Annotated in this window: 16 protein-coding genes; 7 read left to right on the top strand and 9 right to left on the bottom strand. The window is 65.2% G+C overall.

What is annotated here, in order from left to right; genetic code table 11:
* Nucleotides 1–121 precede the first annotated feature (121 nt).
* The 3 genes from M2343_RS08400 to M2343_RS08410 form a co-directional block, all read right to left on the bottom strand.
* Nucleotides 122–421: a hypothetical protein gene (locus tag M2343_RS08400; protein WP_181561347.1), complete on the bottom strand. Its 300-nt coding sequence runs from the start codon at nucleotides 419–421 to the stop codon at nucleotides 122–124.
* Nucleotides 422–756: 335 nt separating this feature from the next.
* Nucleotides 757–1,176: a hypothetical protein gene (locus tag M2343_RS08405; protein ID WP_264603876.1), complete on the bottom strand. Its 420-nt coding sequence runs from the start codon at nucleotides 1,174–1,176 to the stop codon at nucleotides 757–759.
* A gap of 273 nt (nucleotides 1,177–1,449) precedes the next feature.
* Nucleotides 1,450–1,977: a helix-turn-helix domain-containing protein gene (locus tag M2343_RS08410; protein WP_264576298.1), complete on the bottom strand. Its 528-nt coding sequence runs from the start codon at nucleotides 1,975–1,977 to the stop codon at nucleotides 1,450–1,452.
* 377 nt (nucleotides 1,978–2,354) lie between these two features.
* On the opposite strand from M2343_RS08410, the gene M2343_RS08415 reads away from it, so the two are divergent.
* The 7 genes from M2343_RS08415 to M2343_RS08445 all read left to right on the top strand — a co-directional run bounded on the left by M2343_RS08415 (nucleotide 2,355) and on the right by M2343_RS08445 (nucleotide 9,617).
* Nucleotides 2,355–3,509, top strand: a complete 1,155-nt coding sequence (locus M2343_RS08415) for an iron-containing alcohol dehydrogenase (RefSeq protein WP_264576299.1) — start codon at nucleotides 2,355–2,357, stop codon at nucleotides 3,507–3,509.
* A gap of 12 nt (nucleotides 3,510–3,521) precedes the next feature.
* Nucleotides 3,522–4,835 (top strand): MFS transporter, encoded by a 1,314-nt coding sequence (locus M2343_RS08420; protein WP_264576300.1) that lies wholly within the window; start codon nucleotides 3,522–3,524, stop codon nucleotides 4,833–4,835.
* On the top strand, nucleotides 4,832–5,569 hold the full coding sequence (locus M2343_RS08425) for an SDR family NAD(P)-dependent oxidoreductase (RefSeq protein WP_264576301.1): 738 nt from the start codon (nucleotides 4,832–4,834) through the stop codon (nucleotides 5,567–5,569). Before M2343_RS08420 ends, M2343_RS08425 begins: the two co-directional genes overlap by 4 nt.
* 99 nt (nucleotides 5,570–5,668) lie before the next feature.
* Nucleotides 5,669–6,619, top strand: a complete 951-nt coding sequence (locus M2343_RS08430; protein ID WP_181559011.1) for a helix-turn-helix domain-containing protein — start codon at nucleotides 5,669–5,671, stop codon at nucleotides 6,617–6,619.
* Nucleotides 6,620–6,739: 120 nt separating this feature from the next.
* Entirely contained in the window at nucleotides 6,740–7,207 is a 468-nt protein-coding gene (locus tag M2343_RS08435) for a nuclear transport factor 2 family protein (RefSeq protein WP_264576302.1), read from the top strand.
* A gap of 8 nt (nucleotides 7,208–7,215) precedes the next feature.
* Complete coding sequence (locus M2343_RS08440; protein WP_264576303.1) at nucleotides 7,216–8,673, top strand: NAD-dependent succinate-semialdehyde dehydrogenase; 1,458 nt, start codon at nucleotides 7,216–7,218, stop codon at nucleotides 8,671–8,673.
* A gap of 8 nt (nucleotides 8,674–8,681) precedes the next feature.
* Complete coding sequence (locus M2343_RS08445) at nucleotides 8,682–9,617, top strand: 3-keto-5-aminohexanoate cleavage protein (RefSeq protein WP_264576304.1); 936 nt, start codon at nucleotides 8,682–8,684, stop codon at nucleotides 9,615–9,617.
* 141 nt (nucleotides 9,618–9,758) lie between these two features.
* On the opposite strand, the gene M2343_RS08450 is transcribed toward M2343_RS08445, so the two are convergent.
* The 6 genes from M2343_RS08450 to M2343_RS08475 form a co-directional block, all read right to left on the bottom strand.
* Nucleotides 9,759–12,605: a TonB-dependent receptor plug domain-containing protein gene (locus M2343_RS08450; RefSeq protein ID WP_264576305.1), complete on the bottom strand. Its 2,847-nt coding sequence runs from the start codon at nucleotides 12,603–12,605 to the stop codon at nucleotides 9,759–9,761.
* 333 nt (nucleotides 12,606–12,938) lie between these two features.
* Nucleotides 12,939–13,793 carry an amidohydrolase family protein gene (locus tag M2343_RS08455; protein ID WP_264576306.1) on the bottom strand — a complete coding sequence of 285 codons (855 nt, stop codon included), beginning with the start codon at nucleotides 13,791–13,793 and terminating at the stop codon, nucleotides 12,939–12,941.
* A gap of 22 nt (nucleotides 13,794–13,815) precedes the next feature.
* On the bottom strand, nucleotides 13,816–14,718 hold the full coding sequence (locus M2343_RS08460) for a hypothetical protein (RefSeq protein WP_264576307.1): 903 nt from the start codon (nucleotides 14,716–14,718) through the stop codon (nucleotides 13,816–13,818).
* A gap of 3 nt (nucleotides 14,719–14,721) precedes the next feature.
* Nucleotides 14,722–16,680 carry a nuclear transport factor 2 family protein gene (locus M2343_RS08465; RefSeq protein ID WP_264576308.1) on the bottom strand — a complete coding sequence of 653 codons (1,959 nt, stop codon included), beginning with the start codon at nucleotides 16,678–16,680 and terminating at the stop codon, nucleotides 14,722–14,724.
* Nucleotides 16,677–17,654 carry an ABC transporter substrate-binding protein gene (locus M2343_RS08470; RefSeq protein WP_264576309.1) on the bottom strand — a complete coding sequence of 326 codons (978 nt, stop codon included), beginning with the start codon at nucleotides 17,652–17,654 and terminating at the stop codon, nucleotides 16,677–16,679. Before M2343_RS08470 ends, M2343_RS08465 begins: the two co-directional genes overlap by 4 nt.
* Nucleotides 17,655–17,844: 190 nt before the next feature.
* Nucleotides 17,845–18,618, bottom strand: coding sequence for an HpcH/HpaI aldolase family protein (locus M2343_RS08475; protein ID WP_264576310.1), 774 nt, complete (start codon nucleotides 18,616–18,618; stop codon nucleotides 17,845–17,847).
* Nucleotides 18,619–18,708 lie beyond the last annotated feature (90 nt).

Here is an 18,708-nt window from a genome sequence, read left to right on the forward strand (position 1 = left end):
GACGCGGCCTGCACCTTGCGGAGCAGAAAACGGTCGACGCCCGACCCGAACCGGGGAATGCGCACGCCAGCGTGGGGGATGGCGGCACACGGTTCAGGCCGGTCGTCGACCTGCGAAGCTGTCAGACGTCCGGGTGGTCGCTGACATAACTCCGCATCCTCGCGGACCCGAGGGGCGTTAGCCCGACCGTCCGCCGCTCGGGTTCTTCACCCGCAACGACGGCCAGCCCCGCTTGGACCAGTTTATCGATCACTGCAGCGGCCTCAGCCGGGCTGAGCATGTTGCCCACGGCCAAGGCCGTGTCGCTCACCGGACTGGACTGCAGTTCACCGACGAAAAGAGAGAGCATCACGTCCATGGCGCGATCGGCCATGACGGGCGTGTAGAAATGCTTGCTGCGCAGACGGCCGAGCATGTGCATGCGGCCGGCCTTGGCCCGCAGAACGCTCGAAGCTTCCGCGGAGCGAGGATCAGCCGGCGCGTCCGACCGGGCTGCGGCGTCGCGTTGCACGATATTGGGCACGTCAAAAAACTTTCGATTCGGCATCGGACTACCCTCGCCGCGCGGGAAACACCCCGCGCGCGAAAGATGCGCCGCCGCTGTGAGAAGAGGCGGCGGATAGACCACCGTCTCTGCCGGCGCATGTCCCGTAACCACCAGACAGGAGGAGCCTATCGTCACCAGCCGCGCTCACTGACCGGGAAGACCGGGCCGAGCGGCGGGAATAAGACCCGTGAGGTGGTCGGGTTGACCACTCATTGTCCAATACCGCGATGGTCGCCGAGATAATTGCGCATTCGCGCCGATCCCATCGGGGTCAGGGTGATCGCATCGCCTTCGCCGACAGCAGGCCCGCCCGCTCCCGCCGACCCGGCGCGGACCAGACCTGCCTTGATTAGCGCTGCAACCACCTCGTCTTGCGGATCGCTGCGCAGATCCTGCGCGCCGTTCAACGATGCCCGGGAGACCGTCCGCCCCTCGCTCTGGGCAAGGAACAGCGTCAGCATGGCCGCCATGGCGTCATCGGCCATCACCGGCTCTGGAAAGAGGGCACTGCGCTGGCCCATAAGGGCCTGCAAACGCCGCGCCCGCTCGATCACCGGGTCATCCGGCAGACAAGCGCGCGCATCGTCGTCCACGCCCGGTGGGCGCGGCTTATTGGCTGTATCGAACATCACGATCCGTCCCTGGGATATTCGCGGGGTTCACACTGAACCCGTGTCTCCTCGCCTATCCCTGCCTCAACATCATTCTCAAACGCGTGGCAGTCAGCGGCGGTCCGTCATGTCTTGAAGTCGATTGTCATCTGGTGCGACCCTGCAATTTTAGAAGCCTTTTTGGCTTTCTAAGGCAACATTATGTTATGCGAGCTTCACTTTGTGCGCCGTGATCACGGGAAGTCAACCGCTAAAGGACGGGTGGATGGAGCGATGCGATGGGGGCCCACCTCATCTGTCCCGTTTTGATTCGTTCCTGCCGGAATCAGCACCAAAACGGCACGCTTCGAGGATGTTGGACAGCGCCGGCAGCATTGCCGCGCGAAAGGCATAGCTGCGGCGGCCTGTCTCGATCGCCGATCCGGCGAGGCCTTTTTCGCTGAGCGCAGCCCGCAGCGTGGAGATGTGAACCTTGATCGCCGCACGCGACATCGCGCCGCGGTCCAGGAGCAACGCAAGTTCATCGAGCGGGATCAGCCGGTCAGGCTCGGCAATCAGGCGCAGGAGCAGGCGCGCACAGATATGGCCCCGCAGTGCCAGGGCCGCATTCAGATGGGCAACTGCAATCGGCTCGTTCGCGTGGCTGAGCAGCCCAACCGGCAACGCGCCGTTGGCAAAGGGCCTCACACCGGCCCCTTCCGCATCGTTGTGCTCTATCTCAAGCAGATGGCGCGCGGCCTCGATGCGGTCTGCAGCTTCCTGAATCAGCCGGGCCGCACGATGACGACGCGCTTGGCCGGATCGATCTGGCTCCGTCACCCCGCCCCTCCACGGTCAACGGGGACACGTCATTGGGCGGCTTGCAATGGCGCGGTGCGGCACCGGTCTTATGCCCTGCAAGGTGCCGGAGCGTGGCATGGGTTCCTTCCTGTCGATCGAGCAGGAGACGCTAACCCAGTCCGCCCCCGGCATTCCATCAATTGCCTCCATTTCGGAGTCGAAAAGGCGCGGCGAGGCTAGCACCGCTGCCGGGCGCGCTTCGTCAGCCTGCGGCTCGCGCGGAGCCCCGCCCCTTTCGCCCTTTGGCTCCGCCACCAAGTGCCGATACGAGCGCGGCAAAGCATATTGCCGCCTAGATCAAGACAGCACGCCGCGCGCTACCGAGAGAGAGACGGGATGGGATGGAGAGGTGAGCCTTGCAATCGAAACAGCTTCTGAGCCTGCGCAATGTCCGCACGGTGCGCATCGGTGCCGGTCTTCTGCCGGCCTGTGCCGCCGATGTCGTCGCGTCCGGGGCCGCAAGCGCGCTGATCGTCTCCGGCAGCCCTCTGCGTGCGCTCAGCGAAGCCCTCGCCTCCCAACTCACCAAAGCCGGCTGCGCCGCGACGATTTTCGACGCCATTGCCGGCGAGCCGACCTTCGCCGATTTCGAGGCCGCCATGGCGACGGCGCGCGAGAGCCAAGCCGGCTTCATCATCGGACTGGGCGGCGGGAGTGCGATGGACGTCGCCAAACTCGTCGCCGCGCTGATGGATGGCGCGCAGAGCATCGATGACGTCATCGGCACAGGCCTTCTCCAAGGTCGCGCCATTCCGCTCGCCTGCATCCCGACCACCGCCGGCACAGGCAGCGAAGTCACCCCTATCGCCATTCTGGAAGACGTGGCGGCGGAACTGAAGAAGGGCGTGGTCAGCGATCATCTGGTGCCGGATTTCGCCTATCTGGATGCAGAACTCACCGTCTCCATGCCCCGCGCCGTCACCGCCGCGACCGGGCTGGACGCGCTGACGCATTGCATCGAGGCCTATGCCAACCGCTTTGCCCATCCCGTCGTCGATGCCTGGGCGCTCGAAGGCATCCGCCTGATCGCCGGCCATCTCGAACGGGCCTGCATGGACGGCACCGATCTGGAGGCGCGCGATGCTATGCTCCGCGCCGCGCATCTTGGCGGGATGTGCCTTGGCCCGGTCAATACCGCGGCAGTCCACGCCTTGGCCTATCCACTCGGCGGCGAGTTCCACATCCCGCATGGCGTCGCCAACTCGCTGCTGCTGCCGCATGTGCTGCGCTTCACCCTGCCTGCGGCCCCCGCTCGCTACGCTCAGGTCGCTGCTGCCCTTGGCGTGGCGCGGACCGGCAATGACGAGGCGGATGCGCTGGCCGGCATCGCGCAGATCGAGCGCCTTTCCGCTGCCATCGGCATCGAGCGGCACTTGTCCGCCTTCGGTATCGGCGCCAACGCGGTGCCCAAGATGGCCGCCGCCGCCATGACCGTGCAACGACTGCTCATCAGAAATCCGCGCGAGGTCACCGAATCCGATGCGCGTGCCATCTACGAAGCTGCGCTATAGGACCGACACCCCATGAAAGCCGACCTCTTCTCCTGGTATCGCGGCGCGGACCGCAAAACCCGCCGCGTGTTCTGGACGTGCAGCGCCGGCTGGGCGATGGATAGCGCGGATGGGCTGGTCTATCAGTATCTCATCCCGCTGCTCATCGTCGGCCTTGGCATCTCGCTGACCGAGGCCGGGACCATCGCCAGCGCCAATTATTTCGCGGCGGCGATCGGTGGCTGGATCGGCGGCTGGTTGTGCGACCGCTATGGCCGCGCCCGCATCCTGCAGCTCACTATCCTGTGGTTCTCCTTCTTCTCCTTCGCCTCCGGCTTTGCCCAGAATTTCGAGCAACTGCTCGTGCTGCGCGTGTTGCAGGGTATCGGCTTCGGCGCGGAATGGGCGGTGGGCGCGGTGCTGCTCGGCGAGATCGTCTCACCCAAGCATCGCGGCAAGGCGCTGGGCACGCTGCACAGCGGCGCGGCAGTCGGCTCCGGTCTCGCAGCCCTGATCGCTGGTCCGTTCGCCTCCGCCTTCGATCCCGAGATCGGCTGGCGCCTCGCCTTCTTTGTCGGCATCATTCCGGCCGCCTTGATCTTCTTCATCCGGCGCGGATCGGACGATTCCGACCTGTTCAAACAGGCCCAGCAGCGCGCCCAGGAAACCGGGAAGCGCACCAGCCTCACCAGCATCTTCCGGCCCAAGGTCGTCCGCATCACCATCTTGGCATCGCTGCTGGCCGTCGGCGCGCAGGGCGCGGGCTATGCGGTGAGCAGCTACCTGACGGTGTTCCTTGCCAATGAGCGCGGCATCGGCATCGCGATGGCCGGGCTGTGTGTGATGTTCAACAGCGTCGGCGGCTTCTTCGGCTTTCTGTTCAACGCCGCGATCAGCGACTTTGTCGGGCGCCGCAATGCCTTCCGGCTGTTCGGCCTCGGCTTCGTGATCTCCGCCGCCATCTATCTGTTCGGGCCATGGGGCGGGAATGTATGGTTCCTCGTGCCGTTCGGCATCGTCTACGGCTTCTTCCAGTTCGGCATCTATGCAAGCTTCGGCCCCTATTTCACCGAATTGTTCCCGACCGAGCTGCGCGGCACCGGGCAGGCCTTTGCCTATAATTTCGGCCGGGCAGCGAGCGCTCTGTTCATCATGACCGTGCCCTTGGTGGCCGCCATCATCCCGCTGGGCGCGGCGATGGCCATCGTCGGCATGGGCGGCATCCTGTGCGCCCTCATTGCGACGCTGATGCTGCCCGAGACCGCCGGCCGCGCGCTACAGTCGCTGGATGATTTCGGTCGGGACGAAGCCCCCCAACCCATTGAGGCAAAGGCAACCGCTCCATGAGCCAGCAGCCCATCGCGATCGTCATCGGCGGCAGCCGCGGCATCGGCGCCGCCATCGTCCAGCTGCTCGCGGCGTCCGGCTACCATGTCGTGTTCAGCTATGCGCGTGACGCAGCGGCGGCGCAGGCCGTCGCAGCGAGCGTCGCCAGTGCCGGCGGTCAGGCCCACGCGGTGCAGGCGGACAGCGCGCGGGAGGCCGATCTGATTGCCCTGTTCGACGAAGCGCAGGCGCTGGGGCCGATCGGCGCGCTCGTCTATTCCGCCGGGATCACCGGCCAGGCCTCTCCCCTGGCGGAGGTCTCGGCGGAAACCCTCGAGCGCGTAACGGCGGTCAATCTCACCGGCGCGATGTTGGCCGCGCGTGAAGCCGTGCGGCGCATGGCCCTCTCGCGCGGCGGCGCGGGCGGCGGCATCGTCTTCATTTCGTCGCGGGCGACCGCTTATGGCTCGGCCGGGGAATATGTCTGGTATGCGGCATCCAAGGGCGGGCTCGACAGCCTGATGACCGGACTGGCGCGGGAAGTCGGCGGCGATGGCATTCGCGTCAACTGCGTCTCCCCCGGCCCGGTCGCCACGGACATGCTGAGCGCCGAGCGGCTGGCCGCCGGCGCCGCCCGCGTGCCGATGCAGCGCGCGGCCCAGGCGGACGAGATCGCGCAGGCGGTCCGTTACCTGCTCTCGCCCGACGCCTCTTTTGTGAATGGCGCGAACCTCGCCGTTTCCGGCGGCGTGTGACGATGGGAAACTTGCAAAGCGCCTTGAAATGGTTGACCCTGAAGGAAAGCGGCCGGGACGCCTCGATAGAAGGACAGAGGGCACGCGGAGAGGATAAGCATGGAATCCTACAGCACTGAAGCCTTCCCCATATCGACGCGCGCGGCGGCATGGACAAAGCTCTATTCACAGCAGCTCAATCGCGTGAACTTCACGCCCGCAGACCGGCACGAGTTTGCCGCGCGGCTCAGCCTCAGCCATTTCGGGCCGATCCAGCTCGCCAGCATCGCGGCCAACCGCAGCCATATCGAGCGGACGCGCAATCATATCCGCCCCGGCGCGCCGCGTCTTTATTCTTTCCTAATGCAGGCGCGCGGCAACAGCGTGCTCGACCATTGCGGGCATCAGGCCCAGCTCGATCAGGGCGATTTCGTGCTGTGCGACAGCGCGGCGCCGCACAGCTTCACGCTCGGCGACAATTCGATGATCATCATGCTGCGCGTGGATGCCGGCCTCATCAAGAAGCACCTGCCGACGCCCGAGCGCTTCTGCGGCCTCAAGCTCGATCACGAGGTGGGGCTGACCGCGGTCATGTCCGCCATGCTCGAAAATCTGAACACGCAGGTGCAGAGCGGCTTCCATTCCGATCATGATGGCCGCTTTGCTCGCCACGTGCTGGAAATGCTCTCCACGGCCTATGCGATGGGCTTTGACGAGCAGCCGGAAGGCTCGGCGGTGATGCTCGGCCGACAGAGCGAAGTCATTCGCTACATCGAGGACAATCTGCGCGACCCGGAACTGACGCCCGCACGCGTCGCCGAGGGGCTGCGCATCTCGCCGCGCTACCTGCGCACGCTCTTCGCCTCGCGCGGGGAGAAGGCGTCGAGCTACATCGTCCGGCGGCGTCTGGAAGAGTGCGGCAAGCAACTGCGCAACCCCGCCTGGGCCGGCCATACGCTGACCGAGATCGCCTTCGCCTGGGGGTTTAACAGCGCGGCGCATTTCACCCGCACCTTCCACGAGCATTTCGGCATGGCGCCGCGCGATTACCGGCGCGCTGGCTCGAACTGACCAGCCGCGCGGGCGCCTTCCTGAGCAAGTCATCCTGCCCGCCCGGGCAAGCGGCGACGCAACCTCTATGTCAGCCCGGTCTCCACGCAGACAGGCGGGACATGGAGGACGGAAGACACAATGGTTGCCAGGGAAGTGCTTGATCTGAACCAAATATTGTCGCTGCAGCTGACCGAATATTGGCACGAGATCGATACCAACAAGGGGCGCAAGGCCTCGGATTATTATACCGAGGATGCCGTCTTCCACGGCCAGTTCGCCTCCTATAACGGCCGCGTGAAGATCCAGCAATTCTATGACTGGCGCGCCGAACGCGGCGAGCGGCTCGCGGTCCACGCTTTCACCAACTTCCGGGCCTGGTTCACCGGGCCGGACAGCGCGGAAGCGACGAACTACCTGTTCCTCTACGCCGCCGATGGCGTGCGCCCCCTCCCCACCCATCCGCCAGTGACGATCTCGCTCGCGACCGACCGCTATGTTCGCGGCGCCGGCGGGCGCTGGCTGTGCACCTATCGCCGGTTCGAGCATTTGTTCGAGAGTGATACCCCGATCACAAATCCGAACCTGGACGATCAAGAAGCAAAGTGAGCAGGCCCATGAGCAGACAGCGCGGCGAACTCGACGAGAAGGATCTTCTGCTTTCCAAGGCCTATGTGGCCGGCAAATGGGTGGATGGCAGTGGCGACCCCATCGCCGTCGACGATCCCTACACGCTCGAAACCGTCGGACAGGTGCCGCGCGTCAGCGAAGCGCAAGTGTCTGAGGCCATCGACGCCGCGAACCGCGCCTTTCCGCTATGGGCACGACGGCCCGCCAAGGAGCGCGGCGCGATCCTGCGGCGCTGGTATGAGCTGGTCATCCAGCACAAGGAGGACTTCGCCCGGCTCATCACGTTGGAGAACGGCAAGGCGCTCAAGGAATCGCGCGCCGAGGTCGACTATGGCGCGGGCTTCCTGGAGTTCTACGCCGATGAGGCGACCCGCTCGTTGGGCGAGATCATCCCCGCCCCGGTGACCGGCCGCCGCCTCATGGTCGAGCGCGAGCCGATCGGCGTGTGCGTGGCGATCACGCCATGGAACTTCCCGCTCGCCATGCTCACGCGCAAGGTCGGGCCGGCGCTGGCCGCCGGCTGCACCATGGTCGCCAAGCCGGCCGAGCTGACGCCGCTCACGGCACTGGCCTTTGCCAAGCTGGGTGAAGAAGCAGGCGTGCCGGCGGGCGTTTTCAGCGTCGTCACCGGCAATTCCAAGACTATCGGCCCGGTGATGACCGGATCGCCGATCGTCCGCAAACTCTCCTTCACCGGCTCGACCCCGGTGGGCGCGATGCTGGCGGAAGCCTGCGCCCCGACGATCAAGCGGCTCGGCCTCGAACTGGGCGGCAATGCGCCGCTGCTGATCTTCGACGATGCCGACCTCGACACCGCCGTCGAAACGGCAATGGTCGCCAAGTTCCGTAATGGCGGCCAGAGCTGCGTCGCGGCGAACCGCATCTATGTGCAGAATGGCATCCGCGACCGCTTTCTCGACGCGTTTGGTAGCAAGGTCGCGACGATGAAGGCTGGCGACGGCTTTGAAGATGGCATTGATGTCGGCCCGATGATCGACGATCGCGCCATCGCCAAGATTGACGAGCATCGCGAGGATGCGCTGCGCCGTGGCGGACGTCTGATTGCCGGGGGCGCATCGCCGGGCGGGCGCATCGCGGTGCCGACGCTGATTGGCGACGTCGCCTCGGATGCGCTGCTGACCCGGGAGGAGACCTTTGGACCGCTGGCCGGTGTCATCGGCTTTGCCAGCGTGGAGGACGGCGTGCGGCTGGCGAACGACACGCCCTTTGGCCTCGCTGCTTATCTCTGCTCAAGCGATCCGGCGACGATTGCCCGCGTAGGGCGGGATCTGGAGAGCGGCATCGTCGGCATCAACACCGGCCTCATCTCGACGCCTTTTGCGCCCTTTGGCGGCGTCAAGCAGTCGGGCCTCGGGCGCGAGGGCTCGCACCACGGCCTCGCCGAATATCAAAACCTCAAATATCTCTGTCACGCAGGACTTTAGACCCGCTTATGCGCAAACACGCCAAGGTCATCATCACATGCGCGCCGACCGGCTCGATCCACACGCCCTCCATGTCGCCGCATCTACCGGTGAGCGCGGACGAGATTGCGGAGGCCGCCATTGGCGCGGCCGAGGCCGGCGCGGCGATCCTGCACCTGCATGCGCGTAACCCGGCAGACGGCAGCCCAAGCCCCCGCGCGGCCGATTTCATGGCCTTTCTGCCGCGCATCCGGCAGGCGACGGACGCGGTGGTCAACATCTCCACTGGCGGCAGCGCCACCATGTCGCTTGATGACCGGCTGGAAGGCGCCAAGCAGGCCCGGCCTGAGCTGTGCTCGCTCAACATGGGGCCGCTGATCTTCGACTTTTCCGGCGCGGCCAAGCGGGTCACCCAGTGGCAGCACGACTGGGAGCAGCCCTATGTCGAAGGCGCGCGCGGGCGGATCATGTACAATGACAATGCCTATATCGAGCGCATCATGCTGGAAGTCGGTCGGGAGTTCGGCACGCGCTTCGAGTTCGAATGCTACGACATCGGCCATCTCTACACGCTCGCCCACTTTGCCGACCGCGGCCTCATCGACCCGCCCTTCCTTATCCAGGGCGTGTTCGGCATCCTGGGCGGCATCGGCGCCGATCCACGCAATCTCGCTCATATGGTGACCATGGCCGACAGCCTGTTCGGCGAGGATTATGTGTTCTCCGCCTTCGCGGCAGGCCGGCATCAGCTCGGCTTCTGCACCCAGAGCGCGCTGCTCGGCGGCAATGTCCGCGTCGGGCTGGAGGACAGCCTGTTCATCGGCAAGGGCGAACTCGCCACCTCCAACGCGCAGCAGGTGGAGCGTATCCGCCTCGTGATCGAAGCCCTGGGCCGCGAGATTGCGACGCCTGCCGAAGCCCGTGCGTTGCTCGGCCTCAAGGGTAGCGACGCCGTCGGCTTCTGAGCCGAGGCTTCGGCCTCCCCTTTTTAACGTCCATTGCTTTCGCGTGCCTACCCGGCCTGAATGGCCGGGTGGGCATTTCGACAAAGGAAAGCCGGGCCTCCTTTCGGAAGCCCGGCTGGCATCTGCAGCGCTGGCGTTAGATCAGAATTTGACCCGTACGCCCGTCCGGAACCGCGCACCGAAGGTGTCGAAATAGACCGGGTTGGTCGGATAGTTGGAGCCACCCAGGCCACCGCCACCCGGCGCAATCGGCGGCTTCTTGTCGAAGATATTGTCGATCGCGCCGAAGACCTCGATGCTGTTCCCACCATTTCCGACCGGGATCGCATAGGACATGGCGAGGCCGAAATAGCTCGCTCCCTTCACGCGGTTGGTGTTGATGCTGTTGCGCAGCGTCGGGTCGTAGCCTTCATCTTCCGGCCCCACCCGCTCGACATTGTAGATGCCCGAGCTGATCCGGCGCATGCTCACCGTGGCGTTGAACGGCCCGCTATCATAGCTCAGGAAAGCATTGACGATCCACGAGGGCGCGGGGTTGAAGTTGCCGCCGCTGCTCACCGGCCCGGTCTGCCCGGCATAATCGATCACCGGCGTCGTCGGATCGGCCTGCACCTTGAAGTCATATTGGTGGTTGGCCAGCACGCGCAGGTTGAGCGCCCCGCCCCAATCGGCCGAAAGGTCGGACAGGCGCAGCGTGTAGTCGAACTCGAAATCGAGGCCGCGCACGGTCATGCTGCCGAGGTTCACCTGGCGGGCATCGATGTACGAGATGTTGGTCGGCGAGACGAAGGTGATGCGATCGCAGAAGATGTCGAACTGATCGCAGAAATCGACGATCTGCTGGCCGCCGAGCCGGCTGACGGCATCCTCGATGGCGATCTGATACCAGTCGACCGACATGCGCAGGCCGGGGATGAAGCTCGGCCGAAACACGATACCTGCCGTCGTCGTATCCGCCTTCTCCGGCGTCAGCGCGAAGCTGCCGCCATTCAGGATCGGGGTCGGATCGTCATTGCCCACGCCGGCGATGTTGGGGTTGTCGACGATGCCCTGCGAGGAGCCTTCCTCGGTCGCAACCTGCCGCTGGAAAAGCTCGCGGAAGCCGCCAGCGCGGATATCGCGCGAGCGCGAGCCGCGCAGGCGTACACCGCCGCCGATTTCCCAGATGCCGCTGAGCTTGTAGCTCACCGCCTCGGTCGTCTTCTCCTCGCTGGTGAACGCGTCCGATGCCTTGTTACGCGTCCAGCGGACGGCGCCGTTGAGCTCCAGCGTCTCGAAGAACGGCCGGTTTGCCAGCAGCGGCACGCTCACTTCGCCGAAGGTTTCGAGCACCTCGATGGTGCCGCCATAATCCAGGCCGAAGGTGAAGGCATAGTCGGTGTAATTGGGGATGTCGCCATGGGTCACATCGCCCTTTTCCTTGCGATATTCCACACCCGTGGCAGCGCCGACCGGCCCGGCGCCAAAGCCGTCGAACAGTGAGCCGCTGATCGAGGCGGCAGCGACATGCTGGGTATAGAGGAAGTCCTCCACCACCGGGCGATAGGCATAGTCGATGGCCGCCTGGCTGAGATTATCGAGACCAAACAGGTTCATCGGTACGCAGCCCTGCGCGCGCGGATTGGGATTGGCCTTGAGCAGTTCCCGGCAGACGATCTGGTTGGTCGCCGGATTGACCACGGCGTCCAGCCCATATTGGAACTCGGTGTTCACGCGCGAATAGCGGGCCGACTGGTGCCGCTTGTTGCGGCCGTACTGATAATAGACGTCCCAGTTCCAACCGCCACCGATCTCGCCGGTGACGCCAAACACCGCGCGCCAGACATCTGCGGTGACGGAGTTGAGCGCCGGGATCTGCGCATCAACATCCTTGCCGAGGCTGAACTGGGTGCCGGCTAGCAGCGTCTTGAGCGAGGCCGGGAGGAAGGCATTGTCCGGCTGCACGAAATAGGTCGAGCGCGGGCCTGCCGTCACGCCGCTGTTGGAGGCAGAGCGATGCGCGTAGGTGACTTCGGTATAGGCTTCGACCGTGTCCGACAGGTCGTATTTGCCGGAGAGATAGCCGACGAAGCGCTCGACTGGCGTCTGGATGTCGGAATCTGCATAGGTCGATTCGCCGTCACCGCCCTGGCGCGGACCGGTCTGCGACGATTGGACGTATGTGCCCGGATCGAACTGCACGATGCCGGTGCCGTCGTCATTGAAGCGGATGTTGCGCGCCGCCGGCGCGGCGGGCGCACGGTTGCGAACCACGCCGCGCGCATCGTTAAACGCCTGCTTGGAATTGGGGCCGATGATGAAGTTGGGCAGACTATAGCCCGGCGTGCCGGGACGATCGAAGCCCGAGAGCGAGCCGTTGGCCAGCACATTATTGGCATTCACGAAGACGTCGTAGCTTTCCGCACACCAGTCGCGCGAAAGCGAGCAATCGCCGATGCCGTCCTTCTTCTCATATTCGCCGCCGATGACGATATGGCCGCGGCTGCCGACGCGTGTGCCATAGACGAGCGAGCCATGATGCCCCTTGCCATCGCCTCGAAAGGTCTGGCCATAATCGACCTGCCCGCGCAGCCCCTCGAGCTCGGTATCGAGGATGAGGTTGACGACACCTGCAATGGCATCCGACCCGTAGGCCGCCGATGCGCCGCCCGTCACCGTCTCCACGCGCTTGATCATCGCGGTGGGAATGAGGTTGAGGTCAACCGCACCGCCGTCCGATGTCGGAACGAAGCGGCGGGAATTGACCAGCGTGAGCGTGCGCGTGCCGGAATCCGGGTTGAGCCCGCGCAGGTTCGCATAGGAAGCGCCGACATTCGCGCCCGCGGTGATGCCGGCGGTCGCGTCCGACTGGAACGCCGTATTCTGCGGGATCAGCTCGACGATATCACCGGCATTCACGATGCCCAGCTTCTCAGTCTGCTCGATGCCGAACACTGTCGCGGGCGTCGGCTCGTTGAATGCCTGGTTGCGAATGCGCGAACCAGTCACGATGATGGACGCTTCTCCGCTCGCAGCTTCGCCTTCCTGAGCAATGGCAGCATGAGGCGCAACCAAGAGCGCTATCACAAGCGCTGACAGGCCAACACCCGTCAAAGGGCGACGAGACATGCGATTAAAGTTTGCGCGATCATGTGCGCCAGATCTGAAGTTATTCATTGCACCCTCCCTATGATGGCATGTCCGGCCGCAGCGTCGCGGGCATCACGCGACGCTTAAATCCCGCCATGTTGTCAGGCGTTTGCCAGCCGGCAGACGTGTAATCTTCTCCCCAGAGGCAGCGCTGTATGCTCAATTCGGCACAGCGCGCCTGCCGGATACACCTCAGGAAAAATAGAGCTTGAGTGCAGTCCGGCAAATCTGGGCGCGCTGAGCGGGATCGGGCACCCAGCGGCGGTAGCTGGCCAGCACCTGCTCATAGCCGATGCGGCGTTCGTAGCCGACGAATGGCGCGTCACTGCCCCACAGCAGGCGATCGGTGCCGACGCGCGACACCAGATGTTCCGCGACGTGCTGGGCGAGGCTTTCCAGATCGCCATCGGGGTCGTCCCGCCAGGCCTCCGGCCCCGGAAGGCGGAAGCCGCCAGAGAGCTTGACCCAGGTATGTCCCTTGTCGACCGCATCGAGCATCGCGCGAAAGCCGACGCAATCGAGCGGCGCCTGCGGATCGGGATGGCCGAAATGGTCGATCACGATATCGACGCCGCTCTCCACCAGCGCATCCAGCACCGGCGGCAGGTTCTGCCCCTCGATGGCGACATGGACATGCCAGCCAAGATCGCGGGCGCGGCGGAACAGCAGCCGATATTCGTCGCTGCGATAATCGGCATGATATTCGGCGCGGGCGAGCTGCAACCGGATGCCGATGATGCCATCGTCGCGCATCCGCTCCAGCACGTAGAAATCCGTGCCCGGCGGGACGATGGCGGTGCCGCGCAGCCGCTTGTGGCGGCGCAGTTCGGAGATCAGATAATCATTGTAGCTGCCCGAAATGCTCAGCGCCGAAATGACGGCGAAGTGGATGCCATGCGCATCCATCCGCGCCAGCAAATCGTCGGCAGTAAAGGCATAGTCCGGCGTGATCCACGCGCCGCTGGTGACGGGCATGTCCGCCGAAAAGATGTGGGCATGGCAATCGATGATAGGATTGCGCACCGCGTCATCGGTCAAGGATGTCATCTCGTCCCCCTCCTCGACTGCATCATTGCGCGCGCGGATACTCATCCGCGTTCAGCACCCAGCCGGGCATGTCCGAGAAATCGGCACGCGGGGGCGAGAAGATATCGACCAGCACGTTACGACCGGGCGCGGACGGCGCGGAGGTGTGGATGACGCGGGGCGGAATGACGCACACCGACGGCGCGCCGCAGCGCTCATGCTCGTCGTCGCGCCAGTCATGCTGGTTGGCCGTCCATGGCCAGCGCAGATGGTGCATATAGTCGCCCTCCAGCGCCAGGGAGCACTGCTCGAAATCATCGTGATGATGCGGCGAGAGCTTGGTCACATCGCGCGGCCCCTGCGGCGGGAAGACGTTGACCATGAAGGTGGTGCATCGCCAGATCTTGCCAAAGCGCCCCGGCTCGTCCGGCACATCCAGGCTGTAACTGCGCAGCTTGAACCCATCGACCGGATCAGGCCACGGCTGGAACGGCGGAATCTGCGAATGCGGCCCGGCATAGGCCTGCGGATTGACGACCCGCGCAAGCAGATCTTGCGCCTCCAGCGAAAACAGCCGGACGATCTGGCCAGCCGAGCGGACCGTGATGCGGCTATCGCCCGGCGGCACGAAGTTGATGCTGTTGCCGGCAATCTCGTGCGCCACGCCGTCGATCTCGATGGTCAGCGCGCTCTGGGCATCCGGCAGCAGCAGGACATATTCGTCGATCTGGCCGGCTCGTTCGAACACCGCACCTTCTTCCGCCTGCGAGTAAGCGACGACGAAATTCTGCCCACGCGTGAGCCAAGTCTTGAGGCCGGGCGCCGTCTCCTGTGGGGCCTCTTCATAGAAGCGGGCGTAAGTGGAGGCCCCGAAGGCGCTGGCAGGCGCGGCTCCCCCGGCTGCGGCAGTCGAGAGGCGGGAACGGGGATCGTCGGATTCGTACATGAATTACTCCGTGGCGGCGGCGCGGCGGCCGTCCGACCAGTGCAGGAAGGTCTCGGGAGCGCGGCCGCTCACCGGATTGGCGAAATGGAAGCCCATCGGGGCGATGGCGGGATAAGGCGCGAAGGTGACGCCGCGCAGCGGGCCATCCGGCGGGTTCTTGGCAACATCCTCGGGCTTGGGGCGATAGCGCTCGCTGGCGCCCGGCACGATCGCGGCCCAACCGCCGGCGTAATCGGCGAGCCAGACATAATCGAGATCCATGCCGTGAATGCGCCAGACGCCGTTTTCGAGCACCGCCTGATTCTCGTAGATGCCCGAAATCCACGACCCCTGCCCCTTGGCGGCGCTGTTGAACTGGAACAAGCGCAGGCGGATATTGGCGCGCATACCGTCTTCCGAAACGGTCACATAGGGCTGCGTCTTCTGGTGAATGGCCATGAACGCGGCCGAGCGCCCGGCATTGCCATAGCGCCCGAACAGCGACCCCCGCACACGCTCCCGCCCGACATAGGTGCCGATATAGGACAGTTCCTTCCAGCCATCGGTGGCGAAGAGATCGGCCGTGTCGTCCCAGCGGAACTCGTCGATATAATAGCCATAGGCATCGGCGATGTTTTCCGCGCCATCGAAGGCAGCCGCGCGGGCGAGCAGCGTCGCTGCGTCTCCGGTGCTGGCAAAGGATGGCGCAGGCGCGAGCGCATCGGCGAAGCGCGCCATTGCGGGTCGATGGCCGGGATAGGAGGCGTCGGCCAGTTGCGAGGGCCGGTCCGGTCGCGCCGCAGCCACGCCGGGCAAACCGGCCGCAAGCGGCGCCTGCCAGCCTTTTGCATAAGCCGCGCGCATCACCGGCACGCGGCGCAGCGCCGTGATACGCCAGCGGCCATCGTCACCGCGCGCGCAGGTGAAATCCTGAATCGTCGCCGACCAATAGGTCTCACCGCCATGCTGACCGGTCATCCCGATCTCGATATTGCGCACCGTGGCGCTACGTCCGCCCGCATCCATCGTCACGACCGGCATGAGCTGGGGACGGTCGTTCAATTCGCCGGTCTTCAGACCGGCCTCGCCGAACAGCGCGAGCGCACGGCGTACGCCGGCATGGCCCACAAACTGCCCGGTGCCGGCAATGTCGATCACCGCGGACGCGGTGAACAGATCAACGATATCGTCGTCCATCTTGCGGTCGAGGTAGAAGCCGAACGCGGCCTGAAGATTCTGCACCAACCCCTGCGAGACCAGCAGATCGGCCTGCCCTGCGATCTCGCGGACCGGCAGCGGGCTCGGTGCGGCACGCTTAGCGCCCCACGGATTACCGGCCTGATCTGGCGTATAGCGGAACGGCACCATCTGCACGCTGGGCGCAACATGCGTCCAGCCCTTGTCATAAGGGCCGGCAAATTGCGGGTGATAGTGCATCCGCGCAATCGCCCAGCCACCCATGCCGCCAGCGTCGCCGGAGACGCGGACATAATCGATCACGTGAATGCCGCCGGCCCAGCCAGCCGACTGGCCGTCCACGCCCGTCATCGCCACCTCATGCCAGCGTCCGCGCGCGGACTGGCCGTCGGGCGCGAGGGTAATCACCGGGCTGAGGAACAGGCGCAGATTGAGATGCCCTGCCAGCAGTCCGCGACTGTCGCCGCCCATCGTGCTGCGCAGATGCGCCTCGATGGGTGTGCGGCCTGTCACGGATTGCGTGCCGTCGGTCCATAGGCCGTCAGCGGCGAACAGACGCGCCATGTCGGCCCACTGGCCGGCTTGCGCATAATGCGCCCAGACATGTTGGAGGCGTTTGATCTCCCGGATCGCACGGACATCCGCGAGCCGCGCAGTCAGGTCCGCAGCGTCGCCGCCCGCGCCCGCTGAGGCCATCCGTGAGGTTGCGCAGCCCGCTAGCAGCGTCGCCGCACTCCCGAGCAGGATCGCGCGTCGTGAGAGGATCATGCGCCCCGGCTCGCTCACGTCGTCGGCTCCAGCGCCAGCGCCTCTTCGTACACGCTGCGGTCGATCAGCGTCGCAAGCTGCGCGCGCGACCTTGCCGGCCGCTTGTCACGCTCTGCCAGCCACTGTTCTTCCTCAGTCATGATATCGAGCAGGTCGGCAGGATAATCAGCGTTGAAGGCGTGGTGCTTCCACGCCGTCTGCACTTCCTCCACCGAATGGCCGCCCCGCTCCACCACGAGGGCCTGCGCCGCTGCAGGGTCCTTGCGGAGCGCCGCCGCCGCATCGATCACGGCACGGACGAAGCGGACGATCTGCTTGCGCTTGACCGGATCGGCGAGATTTTCCGCCGTGCTGTTGAGGTTGAACTGCTCGGCATAAACGCCATCGCCACTGAACTCGATCAGGTCGTCGCCCAAAGCGCGCGCGCTGTTCTCGCTCTCCGGCTCCCAGATAATCACGGCATCGACCCGCCGCTCGGCGAGCGCCTTGGTCATTTCGCTGAGCGGGCCGGGCGTGCGGACGACCTCGATATCGTCATAGGACAGGCCAGCCCGGGCCAGCATCTTGTGGAAGAAATAGCCCGAGGACGTCTGCGGGATCGACGCGACGCGCTTGCCCTTGAGATCGGCCACGGTCGCGATCCCGGCCGATTTCCGCGCAACAATGCGATACTGCCCCTCGGTCACCTGCAGGATGATGCGCAGATTGGGATGCTTGACCGAGTAGCGCAGCGCCTGCGTCTCGGCATGCGTGGCGACATCCGCCACGCCTTCCTCGCCGAAGCCGGCAATGATCGGCTCTCCAACCAGATTGGGAATGCCGCCCATCTTCACCGTGGCAGCATCGGGATAGAAAGTCTTGGCCGCCAGGAGCACGGGCGCGATCTCGAAGGTCTGGATATTGCCGTACACGGCAATGGGGCCCGGCTTCCCCTCATCCCTGGCTGTGGCACTCGCGGGAAGGAGCGCGCCGGCCGCGAGCATGGCCGCCATTGCGAGAGTGTTCCTGATTGTGCGCACCGTCATCCCTCCTCAACACCGCAACCTGTTGGCCCGGCCCTATTCATTCACGCTAGGCGCCCACGCTGGCGGGCCGCAATTCAAATGCGCGTTGATGCCGCGCGAGGAAAAACTGGCTTCCGTCGAGGACAAATAGCGCAGGCTGGGGTGCGCCACGCTGCCCTCAATCCAGCCCTCCCCGCACCGCCTGCACCGTTTGCGCTGTCGCGTGGGCGAACATCATCGCATCATTGCTCACCATCACCAGCGAGAAGCCCATCGCCAGATAGGGCGCGGCTTCCTGCGCGGTGCCGACGGCGACGCCAGACAGCAGGCCCGCCTTCTTGGTCGCGGCGAGCATGGCGGCGGTGAGCGCCTCTACATCGGGATGCGCGGCCGATTTGCCGCTGGAGAGAAACAGGTCGCCATGGCCGATGAAAATGCCGCCCACATGCTCGACCGCCGCGAACTCAGCCGTCCGCTCCAGACTGGCCCAGTCCTCAAGCTGGATCATGCGCAGGCACTGCCCGTCGCCCCGCGCGACATAGTCCGGGATCGGCGCCAGACCCCAGCGACCGGCGCGCGAAGTGAGGCCGAGACCGCGCTCCCCGGCCGGGCTGAACACCATCTTGCGGCACACCGCATGGGCATGGGCAGGGTCGGTGATGCGCGGCACCAGTAGGCCATCCGCGCCAGCATCCAGCAGAGGCTGGATCGGCGATCCGCCATGATCGGGCAGCCGCACCAGCGCGGCCATGCCCATCGCCTGCGCGGCTGCGATTAGCGTGTAGGCGCGCTCCAGAGTGTGCGCGGCATGCTCCATGTCGATCACCGCGACATCGAAGCCGGCATGGCCGATCAGCTCTAGCGTCTCCAGAGACGGCAGCTTGACCCATGTTCCCAACAGGCCCCGGCCCTGCGCGGCCCGCTCCAGCGCATAGTCTACGAAATTGTCCACTAACCGCCCTGTTCGATCCGCTGCACCGGTGCGCAAAAAGCCACTGTGCGCAGGCCGACGGCGCCCGCTTGTCTCGAACGGCTCGGAGTC

The organism is Sphingobium sp. B8D3B (assembly GCF_025961875.1).
Lineage (GTDB): Bacteria > Pseudomonadota > Alphaproteobacteria > Sphingomonadales > Sphingomonadaceae > Sphingobium.